We start from the raw sequence: 21,417 nt of genomic DNA, 5'->3' as shown, positions 1-21,417 counted from the left end.
CGTTTGTGCATATTTATGATGTCATCACACGTAGCAATTCTTTAAGCTGTGCTTGAGAAGACAGCGGATCAAATCCATAGAACATGTCACCCTTGTTCAGGATGTATACCCGATTGTTACGGACTGCATCTAACTGCTTCCAATCACGAGAACGCAGAAGGCGAGAGAGGCGTTTTCTTCCCTCAGAAGATGATGGGATGCTAGTGATAATAATATAGTCTGCAGGATAGGTTCCGATTTCCTCAATAGATGACACTAGATACCCTGAATCCATTATTCCGTTCTCCATAATGATGGATGGTGGCTTGAATCCAAGATCTCCGTACAAAATCTGACAACCCCTACCGTAACTGCTACTGAAACAATAAGCTGCTCGGGAACTAAGCTCCCAAACGATGGCTGTCCCTCTTTCCGATCCTATCGAATGGTTCAGTTTCTTATTGGCCGCATGGCAGAGCCCGTCGTAATGACCTAACCATTCTTCCGCTCGCTGTCGCCGATTAACCACATCAGCGATCAAACCAAATTGCTCTCGCCAGCTCATTTGCATAAAGGGTAATTCAATGACCGGAGCAACTGGAGTCAGGATCTTATTCTCCGGAATATTGTAGCTGATAATAATATCAGGCTCTGCTAAAGCTATCGAATCCAATAGGGAAGAGCTACCTTCGTTCATCGCTAGTTGCTTGGAGGCAGGCACTTGCTCCAAGCTCCGATGCCAATCCGAATAAACACCGAGTTGGGGCATGATTTCCAGTACTCGTAGGATAGCTGTGTGATTGTAGTTCAAAGCAGCAATTTTTTTGTTCTTATTCTGATAGGCTGTAGGTGAAAGGCCCACAAGCTGCTTGAATTTACGGCTGAGATAAGTCCCTTCTTCATAGCCAACCTCGTGCGCCAGAGTGGTTAGATTGGGAGAACTGGTGAGAATTCGTTGCTGCGCTCTGCGGATTCTTAACAGTGTAATATAAGCACTGAAAGTTTGACCCATAATTTTACGAAAGGTACGTGAGAAGTGTTCAGGGCTTACCCCAGCTAACGTAGCCATCTGCTCCCGAGTGATATCTTCGTTGTAATGCGCTTCTATGTATTTAAATACATGTTCAAGCCAGCTTCCTGATGTTTCCTTTCTTGCAGCCAGCTCATGATGAAGATTCACGATCAATTGAGTGAATAATTGCTGGACCTTAAAAGGCTTCCGATTATCGGGTTGTATCCAAGCACTATAAAGCTCACCTGACAGTGCTATCAATTCTGTGGAGGCATGGTGTAAGGAGGAGCTGTCATTTAGAAAATAATCCTCTTGATTACGGTTGGCCGTACTGGCGTACTCTATCCACATCCCCTGTAACTGTTGCTCAGTTTCTAGCTTTAAATTAGAAGATGCAGCAAAATTCTTGATGCTTCCGGGTTTGAGGTTGTGAGGTTCGCCATCTATCTCAAGCTGGCCCTTACCTTCCCAGACAATCATAATACAGGAATTCGTAGCTGGGATGTTATCGGTTGTGTAGTGGGAAAGACTTGTTAGGCTACTAATCTTAATAGGCATATAAAAAGGATGGGAATGATGTGGCATCCCGCCGGATTGGATGGGCATGGTAGAAATCTCTCCCTTTTTCAATGATAATCATTCTCAATTATAGTATACCAGTCTTTCTTTCTATTGACTATAATAGCTCTTATGATAGTGTTTAGAATAATCCGCTAACGGGATATTTTAGGCATGAAAGGAATGGGGATTTCATGACAACTTGGAATTTACAAGGAACCGTAAGTCACTTGTTGATATGTAATGGTAGCAGCTGCAAGAAACACAAAGGTGAAGAGGTAGCTGAAGCGATAGAAGATGAGATTGAAAAGCAAGGTGCACAGAGTCTTATACATACGACGGTAACCCGTTGTAATGGTAGATGTTCAGATTCCTGCGTCGTGATCGCATACCCTGAAGGCGTGTGGTATAAAGAGATCACACCTAAATCAGCGAAATCGCTAGTACGGAAGCATTTACAGGGCGAGAGACTTGAAGATCATCTGCTGTATTCTTATGATGGTCAGCTGATGGCTGCCGATGACAAGGGAGCTAAAGGGAAGAAGAAAAAATAGCTGTCCATAGATCGAAGTTTCGCAGCTGAGTGGAATCAAAGCAGAAATGATTGAAGTACCGTCAATGCGCTGGCGGTATTTTTTTGTCTTTTCAGGAAGGCAAGGTTGTTTCTTATAGTTCAGTAGAGGATCATGATTGAATGAAAGGAAGATCTAGGGGGAATAGACATGTTTAAGAGGTTTACAGTGGATGATCATGAAGAAACGGCGTAGTTGTTTGCGGAATCTTTTTGTGAATTACATGGAGAAACTTTTCATACATATATGAAGCTTGAGGCTTATCACTGCCTTATCGTAAAGAAGCCTGCAAACGTTGGAGGATATTTACGGCTTGCGACTGAAGAATACAGTACTACGATTGCAAAACTCATGGCGTAGCGGATGCCAAAAACCCGGATTCTAACAAAGTATATCAATCGATTGGTTTTGTGGAGGCGGGCAGAATTACAGATATCAAATTTGACTTGCGCCCCTAACGTTGACTATGCTATTAAAAAGTGAATAAAATAACACTTCATATAAGGTGGCGCATGGGGGAGAGGGTTCGATGGAGAGGCTGCAGGTGTGGCCGGGGAAGTTTAAAAAGTTTTTTCTGAACAATAAATTTGTGGTAACGTTACTTATTTTATTGTTAACTGGGGTAACTATCCTGGTGTTTTCAAAGATACCGTTTATTTTTACGCCTATATCTGTATTACTGCACACGGTGGCGGCACCATTGTTACTATCTGGTATCGCTTATTACTTGCTGAATCCGTTAGTAGACCTAATGGGAAATAGATTCAGGATGAAACGTGTGTATGCAATCATCATTCTCTATCTGTTAATTGCGGGTATTATTACGTTGATTCTGGTGATGGTGATTCCGATTCTTCGAACGCAGTTATCTGGTTTGATTGACGATTTTCCAAGGTATAGTGACTTGATTCAGGAACGATTTATGAACCTGACGGGAAGCGAATTCTTTGGTCAAGTTCAAGACAGTATAGGAACCAACCTAAGTGAAATTACCAGTAAAATTACGGCTTGGGGCACTTCTTTTCTGAATAATGCGCTAACAGGCGTAGGGAGCTTCGTCGGAGCCGTTACGGAAATTGTGCTGGCGGTGGTGACGACACCGTTTATTCTATTCTACTTGCTTCGTGATGGAAAAAGATTGCCAGATTACATTTTGAAATTTGTACCTACCGCGCTGCAGCCGCAGACTCGGATGGTAATGTCGGAAATGAACGCGCAAGTATCTTCCTATATTCGAGGGCAAATAATAGTAAGCTGCTGCATTGGTGCGCTGCTCTATATTGGCTATTTGATTATTGGTCTGGAGTATTCACTTGTTCTTGCCATTGCCGCTGCTTGTACAGCAGTTGTTCCCTATTTGGGTCCGGCAATTGCTATTACACCAGCCTTAATTGTGGCCATGGTCACTTCACCATTTATGCTGCTGAAGATGATCATCGTTTGGACGGCTGTACAGCTGATTGAAGGGAAGTTTATCTCTCCGCAGATTATGGGCAAGACATTGAAGATTCATCCGATCACGATCATTTTTGTGATTATTTTTGCCGGCAAAATGTTCGGCGTTCTTGGCATTATCCTTGCAGTTCCTGGTTACGCGGTGCTCAAGGTTGTATTTACACATATTTTTCAATGGTTCCGGTTCCAGTCCGGATTGTATAAGCAGATTGAAGAGAATAAGGAATAATGTGGAAGGGTGAAATGTAATGGTAGGACCGATAGCAGTAACCTCTTACGGTAAGCTTCAAGGACGAGAGGAGGATGGCGTGAACGTTTGGCGTGGAATCCCTTTTGCCGCTCCACCAGTTGGAGAGCTTCGATTTCGTGCGCCGCAGCCACCAGAAGCTTGGAGCGGAATTAGAGATGCTTCTGAATTTGGTCCAGTTAGCCATCAGCCAGCGGATACGAGAGGTACGCGTTTCGGTGGATTAACACCTCGTCATTCTGAAGATTGTTTATATTTAAATGTATGGTCACCTGCATCCTCAGGCGAGGCACTTCCTGTAATGTTCTGGATTCACGGGGGGACATTTGTGACAGGTGCGGGAAGTCAGCCACAGTTTGATGGCACTAGCTTCGCGAAGAATGGAAATGTAGTCCTGGTGACGATTAATTATCGACTGGGACCGTTTGGTTTTATGCATCTGTCTTCGCTTGGTGATGGATTTGCGTCTAATCAAGGCTTGCTGGATCAAATTGCCGGGCTGGAATGGGTAAAGCATAATATTGCCGCCTTTGGAGGCGACCCTCAGCGAGTTACGGTATTTGGAGAATCAGCTGGCAGTATGAGTATCGCAGCCCTTCTGGCTATGCCTGCTGCAAAGGGATTATTTGCTGGAGCGATCATGCAAAGTGGGGCTGCTCAAACTTTGCCAAATCAGCAAGGAAAAGATATTGCTGTAGCATTACTTACTGAACTAGGCATTTCCCCTGATGGAGATACTAGCCTACTTAATACTTTCTCAGCGGAACAAATTATAGACGCAGCCACAAGAATGACCATTAAATTAACGGGTGGTTCAATAGGCATGTTATTTCAGCCTGTCATTGATGGGGATACGCTTCCTATAGATCCTGCACAGGCTGTGGCAGAAGGATCGGCCCAGGGGATTCCGTTGTTGATTGGAACCAATCGAGATGAGGGTAATTTATTTTTCAGGGGAGAGACACCAGGTGCAGACTTTGATGAATCGCTCAAGGCACTGGAGCAGATGATGGGAACTGGAAGTCTGGCGGAGGTTGCCAGCCACTATTCTTCTACATGGGAAGGACAGGCGGAGATTCTAACGGATCTATATTTCTGGGGTACTTCTATATCCTTAGCTGAGAATCAATTGGCCTATGCGCCTGTGTGGATGTATCGTTTTGATGGGACGGTCCCTGGCCATCCATTGTTAAATAAAGCTGTACATGGTGCGGAAATTGTCTATGCTTTTAATAATTTGTCTCATGTAACTCGCTTGGGCGCGGAAATTACACCGGGGATGCAAAAATTGGCTAAAAGTATGCATGCGGCATGGATTGCCTTTGCTCATCGTGGAAACCCGGCTACATCTGAGCTATCATGGCCTGAGTATAATCTGGAAGAACGTCCTACACTGATCTTTGATGAGGAGATGCGAGTAACTCAAGATCCCGATTCAGAGAAACGCAAGAGAATTGTCTCTATTCTGGTTTGAGAAGTCTGAGGGGATGAACGGGGATGAAAATTCAAGGATTTAATCATGTGACGGTAAATGTGAGTGATTTATCACGTTCATTGAATTTCTATACGGGTATTTTGGGTCTTCAGCTAATTCACAAAGGGAATACAGATGCTTATCTGGAATGGGGGAGCGCATGGATTTGCCTCATTGAAAAGCCAAAATACATTGAATTAATGAGCAATGTAATTGGGATAGACCACATTGCTTTTAGTATAGCGGAAGAACATTTCGAGGAGGCAGTACAGGTACTCCGTACCCACGAAGTACGAATCATTAGAGGACCTGTTAAAAGGGGAGTAGGCTGGACAGTCAACTTTCTCGATCCAGATGGGATTCAGTTAGAGCTGCACACTTCTAATCTAAGAGAACGAATGAGTGTTTGGAATGAACAAACATGAATAAATAGAAAGAGGAGCTTCAAAGCCAATTGGTGGCTTTGAAGCTCCTCTTTTTTCTATCGACCTAAATATTCCTTTATCCCTAGAACTACTGCTTCGGCTATCCTATTCTGTACATCCACGGTGAAGAGTAATCCTTCGTCCTTGGTATTACTTAAGTAACCACATTCTAATAAAATGGCTGGCATTTTAGTTTCTCTTGTTACATGATAATTCGCTTGACGAACCCCTCGATCCTGAAGACCTGTAGCAACAGTAAGATATTTATGAACGGTTTGCGCGAATAATAAACTATCTTTACGTGTGTAATAGGTCTCTGTACCACTAGGATTGCTCTTACTGCCCACTGGGATACTATTGGCATGAACAGAGATGAACAAATCTGCTTTTACCTTATTGGCGAGGTTGGATCTGTCCTGTAGGGTCGGGTATGTATCATCACTTCGAGTGAGCACAACCTCAATATTTGGCTCTTTCTTTAGTAGTTCTGCAATTTTCAGTGCTGTTGGCAAGGTGAAATCCTTCTCTTTTCGGTTACTTCCGGTGCCAGGATCTTTCCCACCATGTCCTGCATCAATGACGATTATCTTCTTGTCTGTGTTGCCGGTTGAAGGTGGAGGCGTTGTAACCGGTACTTCTGGTACAGTGGTTGCAGGAGGCGTGGTGCTTGTCCCATTTAGATCCACTATAATAAGTCCATCGTTAGCATTTGTTACACTGTAGTTATTCGCGCTGTTCAGATCAATCACGATCCGGATCGTAGAGGGAGAACTACTGAATAATGAATAACGAATGGTTGAGACGTTAGGATATTCGGTAATCGTCAACTGCCCACTTTGGTTTTTTCCGACAGAAAGGTTCTGATGAAAGCTGTCGCCAAAGCTGGTATTCGGTAAATCTACGACAATTCGGTCTTTATCTGTCATTGTGAATACATTAGGTGTTACACTACCGTTCACCGCAACGATTAGTTTATTATCAACAAAGCTAAGATTTGTGACGGCCGTTGAGGAATTTCCGTCGGTTGCTGTGTTACCGTTGGATCCATTATCAGAGGGTGCGGTTACAGAAGTGTCTGGAACTGTAATTTCTGGATCGCTTCCGCCAATCTCTGGCACTGGAGAAGTTAAGTAGACCGTTTTGGTCACATTATCCCAACCTACAGTAGTTCCTGTCTGTTCACCAACAAATCTTAAAGGAACGAGGGTCGTGTTGCCACTTAGAAAAGGAGGGTTGTCCAGTTTCACCTGTTTCCCCGAAGCCTCTGCCATCGCATTATTCACGATAAGCTTTAATGTCGTTCCCTTTTGCTCAATGGTTGCAGTCTTGGTCACATTATCCCATTTCACGGTATAACCAAGCTGCTCCGTAACGAGGCGAAGTGGAACCATCACGCTTCCATTTACAATTTGAACTTGTGCTTCTTTAGAAATCTTAAGATCATTGCCGTCTAGATTGATGTGTGTCTCTGCAGAGCCGGCATAACCAGTTCCTGGATGAACCAGCACCAACAAAAGCAGCAGTAACGCCAAAAAACCAAACTTCTTCATCTGCAATCCCTACCATCCCCGTTTCTTGGTTTCTAGCAATTCTTACTTTTTCTTCCTTTGATGCAGTTTCAGCGTATATAATTCTTAAACGACAATAGTTTCCAAAAGTTGCGCTCTTTTAGAGTGAAAAAGGAAAAATTTCGGTAGAAAAAGCGAAAAGAGAGCTTTCCCAAACATTTGGGTTAGCTCTCTTTCCCTAACAATATTTTATTTCAAAGAAGTATAACCCGTTTTTTCTACCAATTCCTGACCCTGAGCAGATTGCATCCAATCTAGAAAGGGCTGAATATTGGGGTTGTCACTTCCGGCAGTCACAGCATAAAATTCTGTAGCCAAAGGGTACTGTCCACTACGAATACTCTCTTTGTCGGGCTTAACACCATCTATGGCGAGTAGTGCAATTTCCCCGCTTTGATTCATTTCTGAGGCGTAGAATAAGAAGCTGTACCCGAGCGCATTTTTATAATTGCGATAGCTGGATGTTTGTTTAATGATTCCGCTCATAATATCTGCGACGTCTTCCTTAGGTGGTGTCATGAGTGTGGTATCTCCCATAAACTTTTGCAGCATCGTCTGGCTCCCACTATCCTCTGGCCGTTGAAAAGCGCGAATACGGTTATTAGCTCCGCCTACATCTTTCCAATTGGTGATCTTGCCTGCGTAGATATCTTTAAGCTGGGCGGTAGAAAGTCCAGTCACTTCGTTTCGTTTATTCACAAAAAATACGAAAGCCTCGCGCCCAATAGGTGTGAGCTTCAGCTCGACGCCTTTTCGCTTCGCATGTTTTTGCTGAGCAAGAGAAGGAGCAGCCACAAAAATAATATCGGTCTCACCTTCAATTAGTCTTTTGTAAGCTTCCGGTGTGCTGCTGCAAATTACTTGGCCGATTTGAAAATCATATGGTTTATAATTGCCCGCAGGATAAGCAGATTGCACGAAAGCTGAATACAGTGGGTAAAGTGCGGTTGCACCATCCAGCTTGGGTGGATTGCTATCGATACTATAGGCAGAAGGTTTGTCTAATTTCACTGCTTTCGTATTCTCAGCAAAGGGTTCATATTGTACGAGATTGACCTCCCGATCATCGACCGTGGCAATGCTGTTAGTATATGCTTGCTTGATCTCATATCCTGCGGTTACGAGCACACTAAGTCCGAGGATGGATAGCAATATTATATTGCTTGTTTTTCGGGACAACAAATCAAATATAAGGAGTACAACGTAAATGGCTATTACCACAGATAAAATCGCCACAAGAGGAGTATAAAAGATAAGCCCCCCGAAAAGCGCAGTAATTATCGAACCTATGAATCCTAAAAAAGCTATGACTCCGACCGCAAAAAAGGAGAACAATAGCTTCGTCCAGAATGACTCCTTCATCCAAAATGATTTCTTCATAACAACCTCCTTAGAAAAATTCCTAAACTATGGAAAAATAAACATAATTTCATTATACAGATTTTTGTGGATGAGACAGTAGAACAATAACGAAAAAAATATGTAATAAAAAGCTGTAATACATGAAAATTTTATGTATATTTTCATAAAGTACTGGACGAATGGCAAGAAGAGGTTTATTCTGAGATTGTGAAAAAAACAACGGAATACAAGATTCTCGGGGTAGGGTGAAATTCCCAACCGGCGGTAATGTTCAAAGCGAACTAAGCCCGCGACTCACTTGTTCTGCTTGCAGAGAAGTGACTGATCTGGTGTGAATCCAGAGCCGACGGTAAAGTCCGGATGGGAGAGGATCATAAGATAAAGGCGCTAGGAGTCTATCCTGTACGTCTTTATTGATAATGCCCCCGAGTCGACCTTTTATGGTGATTCGGGGGTTTTTGGTCTCTTATCGAGGGTTTGTATCGACAAGGAGAATGGAATTATGAGTAATGTAACAGCTTCAACATCAGCTAATAAGGTAAGCAGCACGTCGCCGTTACGCAGTGGTTTTTGGCTCGTTGTGTTCGGTGCAGCACTATGGGGTGTGGATCCGCTCTTTCGTATTATCCTCTTAAAATCCTTGACCTCATCGCAAATTGTTCTTTTGGAGCATGTGGTGCTTTTCTTGGCTGCTTCCCCTGTTCTTTGGCGTCACCGGGCGGAGCTAAAAGGTATTGGATTCCGCCAGATTGGAGCTTTGCTAATTGTTTCCTGGGGAGGTTCTGCCGGGGCAACAATTCTATTTACGATGGCACTCTCCAGTGGGGATTTAAATGCTGTGCTGTTGCTGCAAAAGCTTCAGCCGATATTCGCTATCGGTCTTGCAGCCTTAATTCTTAAAGAACGTCTGCCTAAAAATTTCGGGATCCTCATTACTGTGGCTCTGGTAGGAACCTACCTGCTGACCTTTGGCTGGAGTATTCCATTCGGACATGTGAACAACTTTATCGGTGTTAGCAGTCTGATGGCCTTAGGAGCGGCCGCATTATGGGGTGGCTCGACAGTAATGGGACGTTATCTGCTTGGGTCTATGAAATATGAGACAGTGACTTCCCTAAGATTTATAATGGCGCTGCCGCTGCTTTTCGTAATCACCACATTAGAAGGGGCTCCTTGGCAGATTAATGGTGGATTTGGTGCATCTGCTGCCATAGCCATTAATTTGTTGCTGCAGGCTTTGCTGCCAGGACTGCTCAGTATGCTAATGTATTACAAAGGACTCAGCACTACCAAAGCTTCCTTCGCTACATTGGCTGAACTAAGCTTTCCTATGACGGGAGTAATCATTAACTGGATCGTATTCCAGCAGCTCGTCACCCTACCGCAAATTATCGGGTTCGCGTTGATCTGGACTGCTTTATTCTTTATATCGAGTCAACAATCTAAAGCACAAACGCTCTGAACAGACTCTGATTGTATAGATTGAACTAAATAAAGTATAAAGGGATGACTGAATGCCTAGAGGCTTTCGGATCATCCCTTTTTGTATGTCTCAACAATACATTAGACTGCAAAAACTGCAGAAATGTTTCGTACGTAGCATATAGCGTAATAATTTAAGCCTTTACAATAGAGAGGACGATAACAGTGCTTGAACAAGCTATCACCTGTCTACCTCATTGTGCGGGGAGAAATTATCTATGCGTTAATGAAGATTATTTGTACAATAGAGGCTATGACATTTGAGTCGGAGTGTGAAGGAAAGTGTATAGATATAATTTATTTACCAAAATCGTAAGTATCATGGTCATCATGCTGATTCCTATTACGATCCTCTATTTCTATTCCAATAAGACGACCACGGATGTGCTACGTACGGAGTTAAATACTTCGAACAGCAATCAGCTCAGTTTTTTTCAGAATCAAGTCGAGAGTAATATGGAGCTGTTGTCCTCCTGGCCGATCCTGCTCATTCATGATCCTGATATTTTGAGCTTAAAGGATACTTATTTAAAGGGGACACATTTGAACCTGGATGCAATAAATTTGATTAAGCGGATTCAGACCAAAATCAGTATTCAGGAAAGCTCCTCCAACTGGAAGAGTAAGTTGTATCTATATTCACCGTCGATCCACCGAATGGTGTCAGAGAATGATGCTTTACCATATTCGGATGAGGATTTGAAGCGGGAAGTAAAGTCAGGCTGGCATGTAGAAAAGATCATTGAGCAGGATGGCGACCATTTTGTGTTCTCTTGGTTTTCTTTTACCCCCTTCATGTCAGAGTTCACTCCTGAAAAGGCCAATACGATTATGAAGGTGGAGTTTGACAGCCGAAACATTGAAGATATGCTGGATAAATTTAAAAGTGATGGCAGGAGAGATCCTTTTTATTATAAACAGGGTACTGGACTTATCTTTAACCGTAGTGCTGACAAGCTGCTAGCTAATGAATTGGTAAATAGGCTGGAGCAAGAGCAGTTGAAGCAAAGCGAAAATCGTACAGTGAACATTAATGGTGAGTCCTACAGTGTAAACATAGTCTATTCGGATAAAATGGGCTGGTATTTGATCGACTATATGCCGCTGTCAGAAATACTGCATCCAATCCAAACCTCCAATCGCTTATTTTATTTTGCTATTGGTGCATTGTTATTAATGAGCTGTCTCGTAGCCTATCTACTATATGTGCAGGTGCAGGTGCCCGTTAGATTATTGGTTGGAGGCTTCCAGAGGTTGAAGCAAGGAGACTACTCTGCGCGGGTGGAGATCAAAGGTAAAAATGAGTTCAGCTTCCTGTCCGGAAGGTTTAATAGCATGGTGGAACAGATTCAGAAGCTGATCGAGAATGTGTTAATGGAAAAAATCCATGTTAGGGAAGCCAGATTAAAGCAGCTTCAATCTCAGATCAATCCGCATTTCTTCTATAATTGCTTCTCCTTTATTACGAGTATGGCGAAGCTCGATAATATGGGTGCTGTCGTCGGTATGTCGCATAATTTATCCCGGTATTACAGATATACGACCCGCCAAGAACGCGATCTTGTCGCTTTATCTGAAGAAACGGAATTTGTGACTCACTATCTAGAGATCCAAAAAATGAGGATGAGCAGACTTCAATATGAAGTTCTTATCCCACCGCAAATGCGGAAACGGGATCTTCCTCCGTTGGTTCTTCAGCCTTTGGTCGAGAATGCGGTTATCCATGGAATTGAGCCTGTCTCTAAAGAGGGGCTGGTGCGAATTACGGGCACATGCAACGGAAGAGTTATGACATTAACGGTTGAGGATGACGGAAAAGGCATGACCCCGGAGGAAATTATCGTATTGGAAAATAAGCTAGGCAAAGCGATGGATGAAGAAATGGGCTGCGGGCTTTGGAATGTGCATCAGAGAATGCGGCTGCGTTTTGGTGAGGATGCAGGATTGACGATTGCACCATCATCACTTGGAGGACTACAGGTTAAACTTCAGTGGTTGCTACCGCTAACTGACAATAATATGGATGACATCTAGGAGGGAATATGTTGATAGAGATCTTGTTAGTCGATGATGAGCCTTATGTAACAGAAAGTCTGGCCCGCACGATTCCGTGGGACGAGATTGGCGTAAAGCAAGTGCATCAGGCGGCATCAGGTGCTGAGGCTCTGGAAATATTGGAACAGCAGGATATAGATATTATGGTTACTGATATTTCTATGCCGGGAATGTCCGGGTTACAATTAATTGAAACAGTGAGTGAGAAATGGCCGGATATCCGTTCGATCCTACTGACAGGTTATTCTGATTTTCAGTATGCTAAGAAGGCGATTCAGCTGCAGGCCTTTGATTATATTTTGAAGCCGGTAAGTGATGAAGAATTTATCAAAAGTATCTCCGGAGCGATTGAGTCTCTAAAAGATGAATGGGAGGCACATGATAAATACCATTTGCTACTCTATAATCGGAAAGCCGATTACAGTGTTTTACGGGCCAACTTGATGCATGAATTACTACTTGGTAGAGTACTGTCTGAGCGGACACTTGCTTTAAAGCTAAAGGAATATGAAATCTCTTTCGAATCAGATGTGGAAGCGGCGATGTTATTGATTCAGCTGGGTAAACATTATGCCGCGATGGATCATCATTCGGTTTCCCTAATGGAATATGCCATCGGCAATATTGCCGAGGAGCTCTTTAAAGAGCAGTTCCATGTCTGGTTTTGCAAAGCACCCCATGATTGTTTAATTTTGCTTGTCGAGCTGAAGCCAGTCATCCAGCGGGAGTTAGAGAAGTCGAATAATTACGATGCTGCGAGACAACAAATCCTTAAGTCAGCGATCGCTAACTTCAGAATTAGTGTGAGTAACTACCTGAAGGGTGAGATATCGCTTATCGTTACGGAGTGGTTTGCTTTTCCCGAAGGGATGACGGCTGCCTATCGAAGTGGCTTAAGTTCAATGTTTTTGACAACACATAATGAAACAGGCTCGGTACTTTATCTGGGGGATCGTCATCTTCAGGAGATGATGAGCATCAAATCACTCGAAAGCCTTTACCGTCCGCCAACGCTTATTCATTTGCTGGAATCTAAGCAATGGGATACAGCCCGCGAGAAGATCGCTGATGTGTTCCGAGATATGGAGAATGCGCGATTTTCAAGTGAGCATCTGTATGAAGTTTTTTTGTCCATTACTAATGCGTTCATGTACATTGCCCACAAAGGGGGGCAGTTCATCTCACAAATCGACCAATATGCGTTCGATCCGATGTTGACTCAGAGCATCATTGTTTCTTTTGACAAACTGAAGGACTGGGCGTTCGATATGCTAAACAAGCTTCAGAAGGAACTCTCAGAAAGTGATCAGAATACGAAAAGTTACATTATTAAGCAGGTGCATGAGCTGGTAGGGAACCATTCCGGACATGATTTGTCGGTCAAGACGATAGCGGATCATGTGTATCTGCACCCCGTATACTTATCTAAAATATATAAGGCAGAGACAGGAGAAGGGCTCGGAGACTATATTATCCGCATGCGGATGGAACGTGCACTTTATCTGCTTAAGAATACGAATAAAAAAATCTATGAAATCACTACCGAACTCGGATATCAAAATCCGCAATATTTCAGCAAAATGTTCAAAAAGCATTACAATATGACACCAAATGAATTTCGTGACGGATAGAGAGGTTGAGAAAGGTGCAGAAACCTTGTTTAAATGACGTATTCGACATCATCTTCGTTCCCTATAATTAAGTCATAACCAACACTTAAGGAATCTAAGGGGGAACAAAATGAGCGCGATGAAGAGAAAAAAATGGCTGCCGCTCCTGTGTATGAGTATGCTTTTGGTAGGTAGTCTCGCAGGTTGTTCGAGTAATAATGCTGCTGATGGAAAGAATACAGCCGGTGATACGACTACCAATACAACATCTAATTCTGAAAACGCCTACAAGGATAAATATGATCCTGAGGTAACCATTACAACGGTATGGGGTGTTGACCCTGAGCTTAAATTCAAGAATGGGGAAAGCATTGAGAATAACGTAGCTACGAAGTGGACAAAAGAAAAGTTCGGCATCAATATTAAATCACTTTGGTCCATTACAGATACGAATGGCGCTTTTGGAACCAAACTACGCCTGTCGATGTCATCTGGTCAGGAAATGCCCGATGTTGTAACGATCGGTACGGGGGATAGCACGATTGCTCAGGATTTGATTGATTCCGGTATGTATGCTGAAGTGGGAACACTATTTGATAAATACGCCTCAACTACTTGGAAAGAAGCCATGGCACAGGATCCGAACGTATGGAACCAATACAGCCGTGATGGCAAAAGAATGGGTCTCCCTGTACTCGATTACGCATACAACCATGATTACATTCTTTGGATCCGCCAAGATTGGCTGGACAAGCTAAATATGCAAGCTCCTAAAACGATTGATGAGCTAGAAAAAGTTATGGATGCATTCAAGAATCAGAACCCTGACGGCTTGGCACCAGATAAGGTGACTCCGCTCAGTATCGGCTTTAAGACATCAATGAACACTTGGATGGGCGATCCTTCTTGGATCTTCGGTGCTTATGGAACGCTTCCGCAGCAATGGAATCTTGATGCTGATGGTAAATTGGAATACGGCTCTGTAAATGCAGGTATGAAGCAAGGGCTCGAAAAAATGAAGGAATGGCTCGCAAAAGGTTATATTCCTCAAGAAGCAGCGCTTTGGGATGAGAACAAAACAGCTGAGCCAGCAGTGGCGGGCACAGCAGGTATTCTCCCAGGACCATACTGGATGAGCGGTTGGCCGCTTCAAGATACTGTGAAGAATGCTCCGGATGCTGTATGGGCTCCAATTGAAATTCCAGCAGGACCAGATGGTAAAGTTATGCGTCATGGAACACAGTTCACTAACGGTGTAACTCTGATTAGCACCAAGATGAAAAATCCAGAAGCCTTCTTCACCTATCAAAACTATCTGTTCGATAACTTTGCTGATCCTAAGCCTGGAAGCGAGCTAGATAACGGCCTCTTTGCAGGATATGACTATGAACTAGATGCAGACGGTAAGATGATTGAAAATGATAAAATTGCTGGTGGTTATGTAAACAGTGTTCGTTATATGCTGGTTCGTGACGGCGCCCGGATTCCAGATGCCCAAATGAAAGCCCTTCTTAACCTTGCAGATGGTGCTGAACCAACCACTCGTTTGGAGAAGGATGTAGCTGTGAACTATGGTAAGGATACTCCTGCAGCTGCAAAGGTTCTGCTGGCACAAGAGGATAAATCCTTCAAAAATATGTTCACAGGCCCTACTACTGAAACTATGAAATCGAAGATGGATTACCTGAACAAAATCGAGAACCAAACGTTTAATGAGATCATCTATGGCAACAAGCCACTAGAAGCTTTCGATACCTTCGTAGCGACCTGGAAATCAGGCGGCGGCGATCAAATCACTAAAGAAGTAAATGAATGGTATGACAGTGTAAAATAATGCTCTGTTAAGGGTACAATTAGGGACTGTTTTCTCAGCTGTTATTTAGCTGTGGAAACGGTCTCTTTTTGCGTTAGCGGTTATCCGAATTTGTATAAATTAGCTTCTGTTTCTATACGGTAAAGAGATTGGTTTTGTACCATATATATTGGTTTTGCTCGCTATTTGGGGAATCCTGTCGTTGCTATAATTTGAGTATGGTTACAGAAGAACTTGACACGATATGGGGGACCAAGGATGAGAACACTTAAAAAAACATGGCCATTTCACTTAATGTTGCTGCCGGCGATGATATTCCTGATCATCTTCAGCTTTATACCGATGGGCGGAATTGTGATGGCGTTCCAGGATTATAAGCCATGGCTAAAAATTTCGGGATCAGCGTGGGTTGGATTAGATAATTTCCGCTATCTATTTGAACGTAATGACAGTATGCAGGTCATTTGGAACACATTGATTATTGCCGTTCTGAAGATGATCTTCAATCTGGCTGTGCCGTTTGTGTTCGCCATTCTGTTGAATGAGATCCGCAAGGTTTATATACAGCGTACAATTCAGACACTGGTTTATTTACCTCACTTCTTGTCTTGGGTCATCCTTGGCGGGATCTTGCTAGATTTGCTTGCTACAGACGGCTTCGTCAATCAGATTCTCGGCAGTATGGGGATTAAACCCATCTTTTTCTTAGGAGATAATAACTGGTTCAGGTTCACGGTCATTCTCACGGATGTATGGAAGGAATTTGGTTATAACACGATCGTTTTCCTGGCTGCTCTAGCAGGAATTAACCCTTCATTATATGAAGCTGCTGAAATAGATGGTGCAACCCGCTGGAAACAGACACGTTTTATCACAATGCCTTCTCTACTGCCAATGGTTGTTGTGGTAGGTACCCTGGCTCTTGGAAATGTATTGAATGCAGGGTTTGACCAGATCTATAACCTCTATAATCCGCTGGTCTATCAGAAAGGCGATATTATCGACACCTTCGTATACCGTACAGCTATTCTGAATGGTGAGATGGGGTTTGGTACAGCAATCGGACTGTTCAAGTCAGCCATTAGTATGGTCCTAATCCTTGTATCGTACAGTCTGGCTAAAAAATGGGCAGGATATCGCATTTTCTAAACTACCAAAGGAAGAGGGAGACCTATGTATTACAAAACTAGAGGTTATCGTATTTTCAACATATTCAATACTTGTTTTCTGATCATACTCGCACTCATGTGTATTGTTCCTCTGATTCACGTATTAGCTGTGTCTTTCAGTGCCAAGTCTGCGGCTGATGCCAATCTGGTAGGCCTGTGGCCAAAGCAGTTCTCTCTGGAAGCTTATAAAAAGACAATGAATAATCCGATATTCCTGCACTCCATATGGGTATCCGTACAAAGAACCGTACTCGGAACCGGACTTACACTTCTGATTACTTTTCTGGCGGCTTATCCCTTATCTAAGGAAAACTCAGTTTTTAAAGGTCGGAATGTGTATTCCTGGTTGTTCGTTTTCAGTATGGTGTTCAATGGTGGACTGATCCCTTTCTACATTGTCATTCAAAAAATTGGCTTAATGGATTCCTTCTGGGTACTCGTTCTGCCAGGTGCAGTAAATACGTTCTTGGTCATTCTGATGCTGAACTTCTTCCGTGGTATTCCTAAAGATCTGGAGGAAGCTTCACTAATAGACGGTGCCGGACATTTCCGAACCTTATTCAGTATTTACTTACCGATTTCACTACCATCGATTGCGACGATTGCACTGTTTAGTATGGTGTTTCATTGGAACTCCTGGTTCGATGGACTGTTGTACTTGAACAATTCCAAGCAGTTTCCGCTGGCGACCTTTCTGCAGACCGTTATCATTCAACGGGATATGAGCTCCATGAGCATTAATCCGAAGGAGATGGAATTAATCTCGCAGACAACGGTTAGAGCCGCGCAAATCTTTATCGGGGCTGCTCCTATTCTAATCGTATATCCATTTTTGCAGAAATATTTTGTTAAAGGGATGACACTTGGTTCTGTAAAGGAGTAGGGATGATGATAACGACATTTATCAATGGAATGGATATCTCGTTTTTGGATGAAATAGAGCAGAGTGGAGGCAAGTTCCACAGTAGCTCTGTTCGGAGCGCTGAGGAAGGTGAGGATTTACTCCACATCCTAAAGGACAATGGAGTGAATGCCATCCGGCTACGGATTTGGAATGACCCTCCAGGCGGTTTCTGCAATTTAGAACGTACACTGGTCATGGCTAAGCGAATCAAAGAAGCAGGGCTTAACTTTTTATTGGATTTTCATTATTCAGACAAATGGGCCGATCCGGCTAACCAATGGAAGCCAAAAGCTTGGGAGGCACTTGACTTCAGTGGTTTGACATCCGCCGTGTATGAGTATACACGCGAGACCCTCGAAGCTTTACAGTCCCAAGGCACACTGCCCGATATGGTGCAGATCGGTAATGAAATTACGCCAGGCATGTTATGGGGAGAAGGCAAGGTTGATGGAGATTGTGATACTCCGGAGCAGTGGGAGCAGTTCACTACGCTAGTTAAAGCGGGTATAGGGGGTGCGAAATCCGTCGATTCTGACTTGTCCATTATGATCCACATTGACCGGGGAGCTGATCATCCGGCGAGCCGTAACTTTTTTGATCGTTTCTTAGAACATGGCGTAAATTTTGATGTGATCGGATTATCATTCTACTCTTGGTGGCATGGTACTTTGGACGACTTGCAGCTTAACCTGAACGAATTAGCGCTGCGTTATAACAAGGATATCATTGTGGTGGAAACAGCCTATCCATGGACACTGAATGCACCTGAAGGATTTCCAGTAATTGTGAATGAGGAAGCCCAGCTCCATGAAGGTTATCCAGCCACAGTAGAGGGTCAAGCTAAGTATATGAAGGATTTCATAAACGTAATTGAGAATACACCTAACGGAAAAGGAATCGGCTTTTATTACTGGGAACCTGCTTGGATTCCTTCGCAAAAGGAATGGTCTGTTGGGCATGAGAATGGGTGGTCCAATTTAGCTCTGTTTGATTTTGAAGGTAAGAAACTGGATTCGCTCCATTTCTAAAGATTATTAGGATAGAAAAGAAGACAGCCAATGGTTAAGCACCGTGGCTGTCTTCTTTTTTAATTCAAAAAGGCATCTAAAGCCACCGTAGGCTTACCAGAAGAATCAAAGGCACCTTTTGTGTAAGCGTACCATGTACCATAACTCTCCGGTTCCCAATAGAATACGCCAAGCCCTTTGCCGCCACTTACCGATTTTGTTTTGCTAATGATGTCCGTAAGAAAAGCTTTAGCCGTTGTTGGAGCACTAACATCCATTCCGACCTCTGAAATGATCACCTCTTTACCATACCGGGCAACCATATCATTCATATTCGTTAATGTCTGAGCATTCAGTGTAGACCAGTTGCTTGTAGTTGGATAGAGTGACATGCCGATCACATCATAGTTGGCACCGTTAGACTTCAGACCGTCAAACATCCAGCGGAACAAGGAATTGTCGTAGCCGTTAGAGAGGTGGACGATGACTTTTGAACTACTACTGACCGCTTTTACTGCACTATAACCTGAATTGATCAACGCGGCAAAATTACTCATACTTACAGAAGCTTTTCCATCCTCCCACAGCATTCCATTATTCGTCTCGTTCCCTACCTGTACCCATTCCGGCGTTACACCGCTAGCTTGGAGAGTATTCATAACATCATAAGTGTGGTCATATACCGCTGTCTTTAGAGCAGTAAAGTTCTTGCTGGTCCAGGCAGCAGGTTTCTTCTGATTGCCAGGATCTGCCCATGTATCACTATAATGAAAGTCAATCATGATTCGAAAACCCATGTTCTTGGCGCGAACGGCCTGTTTCACAACATCGGCTTTGTTGGAGAAATTAATGGAGGGGTTGACCCAGACCCGAAGTCGAATGGAATTCATCCCGTGGTCTTTGAGGATTTGCAGTAGATCTTGTTTCACACCGTTATCATTATAAAAAGACCAATTATAGTACTCCATCTCCGATAGCCAGCCTACATCCGCCCCTTTTGCAAAAGTCGCAGCAGCCTCCGCAGGTTTGTTATTCACAAAGTTGAAACACATACTAAACACGAGAGACAGGCAGATGAACAATTTGAACATTGTTTTTGAGCTTTTTTTACTCATGATAATAACCTCCAGATTATGGTTTTAACAACAAGTGCTCATTAAATCGCGACGTTTGTATCCGCTTACATAAATGCCTCCCTTCGTCTTTTATAACAAGATTGTAAGGTGTGATAAGTCTTCCCGATACCTATAAAGAATCAACATTTCAGCTTCTTTGGAAATTGATTCAGAGCTTCAAGAGTAAAAATAAGGCTTTACTCCCATACTACCGTTATCTTGCACCGGAGCTATTTGACCACAACCTTTAGGAGGAATGCGGATGAAACAACATTCTGCTCCCGCCATCTATATACAGCTTAAGAACCGGGTGACGGTACCCAAAGGTAAAGGTGTCACATTGGGTGATATTGCATTTTTGATCGCGGAGCCAGAGCTGAAAGAGTCCCTGGAATCTATTTTGCTAATGAAGCCAGAGCAAAGTGACGGCAATCTGATTTTGATTGATCTTCTGATGGTTATTCCCCGCATTTATGAGCTGGTGCCCGAAGCGGACATTGAGCCGATCGGTGAAGGGAGAACGATTGTGCAGATTGAAGGTCCGGTGGAGAGGCGGAAGCCCTCAGTAGCGATGTTTGTTTTAGTGTGGCTGCTGCTGTTCTTCGGGTCTGCGCTGACCATTATGAATTTCCATGCGGATGTAAACATGCAGGAGGTCCAAATCCGAATTGTCGAGATGATAACCGGTCATCGGGATGAGCATCCGGTTGTCTTTCAGATTGCGTATTCTGTAGGCATCGGTTTTGGGATGGTCATTTTTTTCAACCATTTATTTAAGAAAAAGTGGAATGAGGAGCCAACACCGCTAGAAGTGGAAATGTACCTGTATCAGAAAAATATCGATCAATACGTCATCAATGAGGAGTATAGCAAAATGAGGCGCCGTGGAGAAAATCAACCAGAGAACGTGGAGGACGGAAGATGACGGCACCTATAACACTAGGGTTGAATTTGCTGCTGGGGATTGCAGGGGGGATCGCTGTAGGTGGCGGTGTGATCGCTTTATTTGTGGTTCTTGACATGGTGCCCCGTCTGGCCCAATTAACTTCTTCTTACGATAAAGTACATTGGTACGAGGGTGCGATGGTAGTCGGATCATTGGTAGGAACCGTAAGTGATTTTTGGAATTGGAAAATATCTTCAGGTCCTTTAGTTGAACTTGGTATAGGACTATTTGACGGGATTTTTGTCGGGATGCTCGCTGCAGCATTGACCGAGGTATTAAATGTGCTGCCTATACTCGCGAAACGCTTGAATATGACACATTATCTGTTCGGGCTGTTAATGGCGATGGTTAGCGGGAAGGTCGCGGGTTCTTTGTTCGACTGGTTTGTATACCGACAGTAAACGGGGGTTATGGAATGAGCAAATTTATTCACAGCGGTGATTCTGTGCCAGAAGAGGATCATCAGGAAGAAAACGCTGCGGCTGCCGCAGCAATGAAGAATACCGCAGAGGATCTGGTTGATGATCATACTGAGGCAAACGGAGCTTCTATGAACAGTGAAGACGCAGATCCGGCGGAAAATACTACAGCAGCTGATCCGAGTCAAGGGCAACAGGATGCAGAAGCATCTGCGGAGCTAGGGTCAGAAGAGCAAAGCGCTGAA

General features: G+C 43.5%; 18 protein-coding genes and 1 riboswitch. Of the genes, 14 read left to right on the top strand and 4 right to left on the bottom strand.

Features of this window, described 5'->3' with window-relative positions; translation table 11 throughout:
- Positions 1 to 13: 13 nt before the first annotated feature.
- Complete coding sequence (locus CA598_RS09895) at positions 14 to 1,597, bottom strand: AraC family transcriptional regulator (RefSeq protein ID WP_094876405.1); 1,584 nt, start codon at positions 1,595 to 1,597, stop codon at positions 14 to 16.
- A 146-nt stretch (positions 1,598 to 1,743) separates the two neighbouring features.
- Between CA598_RS09895 and CA598_RS09890 the strand changes: the two genes are divergently transcribed.
- The 4 genes from CA598_RS09890 to CA598_RS09875 all read left to right on the top strand — a co-directional run bounded on the left by CA598_RS09890 (position 1,744) and on the right by CA598_RS09875 (position 5,722).
- On the top strand, positions 1,744 to 2,103 hold the full coding sequence (locus tag CA598_RS09890) for a (2Fe-2S) ferredoxin domain-containing protein (RefSeq protein WP_094872157.1): 360 nt from the start codon (positions 1,744 to 1,746) through the stop codon (positions 2,101 to 2,103).
- A gap of 547 nt (positions 2,104 to 2,650) precedes the next feature.
- Positions 2,651 to 3,805 carry an AI-2E family transporter gene (locus tag CA598_RS09885; protein WP_094872160.1) on the top strand — a complete coding sequence of 385 codons (1,155 nt, stop codon included), beginning with the start codon at positions 2,651 to 2,653 and terminating at the stop codon, positions 3,803 to 3,805.
- A gap of 19 nt (positions 3,806 to 3,824) precedes the next feature.
- Positions 3,825 to 5,297, top strand: coding sequence for a carboxylesterase/lipase family protein (locus CA598_RS09880; protein ID WP_094872161.1), 1,473 nt, complete (start codon positions 3,825 to 3,827; stop codon positions 5,295 to 5,297).
- Positions 5,298 to 5,320: 23 nt separating this feature from the next.
- Positions 5,321 to 5,722 (top strand): VOC family protein, encoded by a 402-nt coding sequence (locus CA598_RS09875; RefSeq protein WP_094876404.1) that lies wholly within the window; start codon positions 5,321 to 5,323, stop codon positions 5,720 to 5,722.
- A 56-nt stretch (positions 5,723 to 5,778) separates the two neighbouring features.
- On the opposite strand, the gene CA598_RS09870 is transcribed toward CA598_RS09875, so the two are convergent.
- Positions 5,779 to 7,272: an N-acetylmuramoyl-L-alanine amidase family protein gene (locus CA598_RS09870; protein ID WP_094872182.1), complete on the bottom strand. Its 1,494-nt coding sequence runs from the start codon at positions 7,270 to 7,272 to the stop codon at positions 5,779 to 5,781.
- Positions 7,273 to 7,479: 207 nt separating this feature from the next.
- Positions 7,480 to 8,670 (bottom strand): substrate-binding domain-containing protein, encoded by a 1,191-nt coding sequence (locus CA598_RS09865; protein ID WP_256990441.1) that lies wholly within the window; start codon positions 8,668 to 8,670, stop codon positions 7,480 to 7,482.
- A 209-nt stretch (positions 8,671 to 8,879) separates the two neighbouring features.
- A riboswitch (FMN riboswitch) is annotated at positions 8,880 to 9,028 on the top strand.
- Positions 9,029 to 9,154: 126 nt separating this feature from the next.
- Here CA598_RS09865 and CA598_RS09860 point away from each other — a divergent pair.
- From CA598_RS09860 to CA598_RS09830, 7 genes are all read left to right on the top strand, one after another.
- The gene (locus CA598_RS09860) at positions 9,155 to 10,114 is read left to right on the top strand and encodes a DMT family transporter (protein WP_094872164.1); all 960 of its coding nucleotides are present in this window, start codon (positions 9,155 to 9,157) and stop codon (positions 10,112 to 10,114) included.
- A 302-nt stretch (positions 10,115 to 10,416) separates the two neighbouring features.
- A complete protein-coding gene (locus CA598_RS09855; RefSeq protein WP_094876403.1) occupies positions 10,417 to 12,168 on the top strand; it encodes a sensor histidine kinase in 1,752 nt (583 codons plus the stop codon).
- An 11-nt stretch (positions 12,169 to 12,179) separates the two neighbouring features.
- Positions 12,180 to 13,820, top strand: coding sequence for a response regulator transcription factor (locus CA598_RS09850; protein WP_094872185.1), 1,641 nt, complete (start codon positions 12,180 to 12,182; stop codon positions 13,818 to 13,820).
- A 109-nt stretch (positions 13,821 to 13,929) separates the two neighbouring features.
- A complete protein-coding gene (locus tag CA598_RS09845) occupies positions 13,930 to 15,633 on the top strand; it encodes a type 2 periplasmic-binding domain-containing protein (protein WP_094876402.1) in 1,704 nt (567 codons plus the stop codon).
- 237 nt (positions 15,634 to 15,870) lie between these two features.
- Complete coding sequence (locus CA598_RS09840) at positions 15,871 to 16,761, top strand: ABC transporter permease (RefSeq protein WP_094876401.1); 891 nt, start codon at positions 15,871 to 15,873, stop codon at positions 16,759 to 16,761.
- Between the two features lie 24 nt (positions 16,762 to 16,785).
- The gene (locus tag CA598_RS09835; RefSeq protein WP_094872170.1) at positions 16,786 to 17,664 is read left to right on the top strand and encodes a carbohydrate ABC transporter permease; all 879 of its coding nucleotides are present in this window, start codon (positions 16,786 to 16,788) and stop codon (positions 17,662 to 17,664) included.
- A gap of 2 nt (positions 17,665 to 17,666) precedes the next feature.
- Positions 17,667 to 18,713 (top strand): glycoside hydrolase family 53 protein, encoded by a 1,047-nt coding sequence (locus tag CA598_RS09830; RefSeq protein ID WP_306440455.1) that lies wholly within the window; start codon positions 17,667 to 17,669, stop codon positions 18,711 to 18,713.
- Between the two features lie 59 nt (positions 18,714 to 18,772).
- On the opposite strand, the gene CA598_RS09825 is transcribed toward CA598_RS09830, so the two are convergent.
- A complete protein-coding gene (locus CA598_RS09825) occupies positions 18,773 to 19,807 on the bottom strand; it encodes a glycoside hydrolase family 53 protein (protein ID WP_094876399.1) in 1,035 nt (344 codons plus the stop codon).
- 262 nt (positions 19,808 to 20,069) lie between these two features.
- Between CA598_RS09825 and CA598_RS09820 the strand changes: the two genes are divergently transcribed.
- The 3 genes from CA598_RS09820 to CA598_RS09810 all read left to right on the top strand — a co-directional run.
- Positions 20,070 to 20,732 (top strand): stage V sporulation protein AA, encoded by a 663-nt coding sequence (locus CA598_RS09820; protein WP_094876398.1) that lies wholly within the window; start codon positions 20,070 to 20,072, stop codon positions 20,730 to 20,732.
- A complete protein-coding gene (locus CA598_RS09815) occupies positions 20,729 to 21,154 on the top strand; it encodes a stage V sporulation protein AB (protein ID WP_042129676.1) in 426 nt (141 codons plus the stop codon). The genes CA598_RS09820 and CA598_RS09815 overlap by 4 nt, the downstream gene beginning before the upstream one ends.
- Before the next feature lie 14 nt (positions 21,155 to 21,168).
- Positions 21,169 to 21,417 (top strand): hypothetical protein (locus tag CA598_RS09810; RefSeq protein WP_218832593.1); only part of this gene is annotated, 249 nt, incomplete at its 3' end.

Source organism: Paenibacillus sp. VTT E-133291 (assembly GCF_002264395.1).
Taxonomy (GTDB): Bacteria; Bacillota; Bacilli; order Paenibacillales; family Paenibacillaceae; genus Paenibacillus_AQ; species Paenibacillus_AQ nitricinens.
The sequence above is the reverse complement of the archived record's forward strand: the minus strand, read 5'-3'. Positions and strand labels throughout refer to the sequence as shown.

Bases quoted from the DNA above. Each gene is read 5' to 3' on its own strand.
- CA598_RS09875 (WP_094876404.1), top strand. From the start codon at position 5,321: ATGAAAATTCAAGGATTTAATCATGTGACGGTAAATGTGAGTGATTTA.
- CA598_RS09835 (WP_094872170.1), top strand. From the start codon at position 16,786: ATGTATTACAAAACTAGAGGTTATCGTATTTTCAACATATTCAATACT.
- CA598_RS09870 (WP_094872182.1), bottom strand. From the start codon at position 7,272: ATGAAGAAGTTTGGTTTTTTGGCGTTACTGCTGCTTTTGTTGGTGCTG.
- CA598_RS09815 (WP_042129676.1), top strand. From the start codon at position 20,729: ATGACGGCACCTATAACACTAGGGTTGAATTTGCTGCTGGGGATTGCA.
- CA598_RS09860 (WP_094872164.1), top strand. From the start codon at position 9,155: ATGAGTAATGTAACAGCTTCAACATCAGCTAATAAGGTAAGCAGCACG.
- CA598_RS09885 (WP_094872160.1), top strand. From the start codon at position 2,651: ATGGAGAGGCTGCAGGTGTGGCCGGGGAAGTTTAAAAAGTTTTTTCTG.
- CA598_RS09825 (WP_094876399.1), bottom strand. From the start codon at position 19,807: ATGAGTAAAAAAAGCTCAAAAACAATGTTCAAATTGTTCATCTGCCTG.
- CA598_RS09840 (WP_094876401.1), top strand. From the start codon at position 15,871: ATGAGAACACTTAAAAAAACATGGCCATTTCACTTAATGTTGCTGCCG.
- CA598_RS09830 (WP_306440455.1), top strand. From the start codon at position 17,667: ATGATGATAACGACATTTATCAATGGAATGGATATCTCGTTTTTGGAT.
- CA598_RS09880 (WP_094872161.1), top strand. From the start codon at position 3,825: ATGGTAGGACCGATAGCAGTAACCTCTTACGGTAAGCTTCAAGGACGA.
- CA598_RS09890 (WP_094872157.1), top strand. From the start codon at position 1,744: ATGACAACTTGGAATTTACAAGGAACCGTAAGTCACTTGTTGATATGT.
- CA598_RS09845 (WP_094876402.1), top strand. From the start codon at position 13,930: ATGAGCGCGATGAAGAGAAAAAAATGGCTGCCGCTCCTGTGTATGAGT.
- CA598_RS09865 (WP_256990441.1), bottom strand. From the start codon at position 8,670: ATGAAGAAATCATTTTGGATGAAGGAGTCATTCTGGACGAAGCTATTG.
- CA598_RS09895 (WP_094876405.1), bottom strand. From the start codon at position 1,597: ATGCCCATCCAATCCGGCGGGATGCCACATCATTCCCATCCTTTTTAT.
- CA598_RS09820 (WP_094876398.1), top strand. From the start codon at position 20,070: ATGAAACAACATTCTGCTCCCGCCATCTATATACAGCTTAAGAACCGG.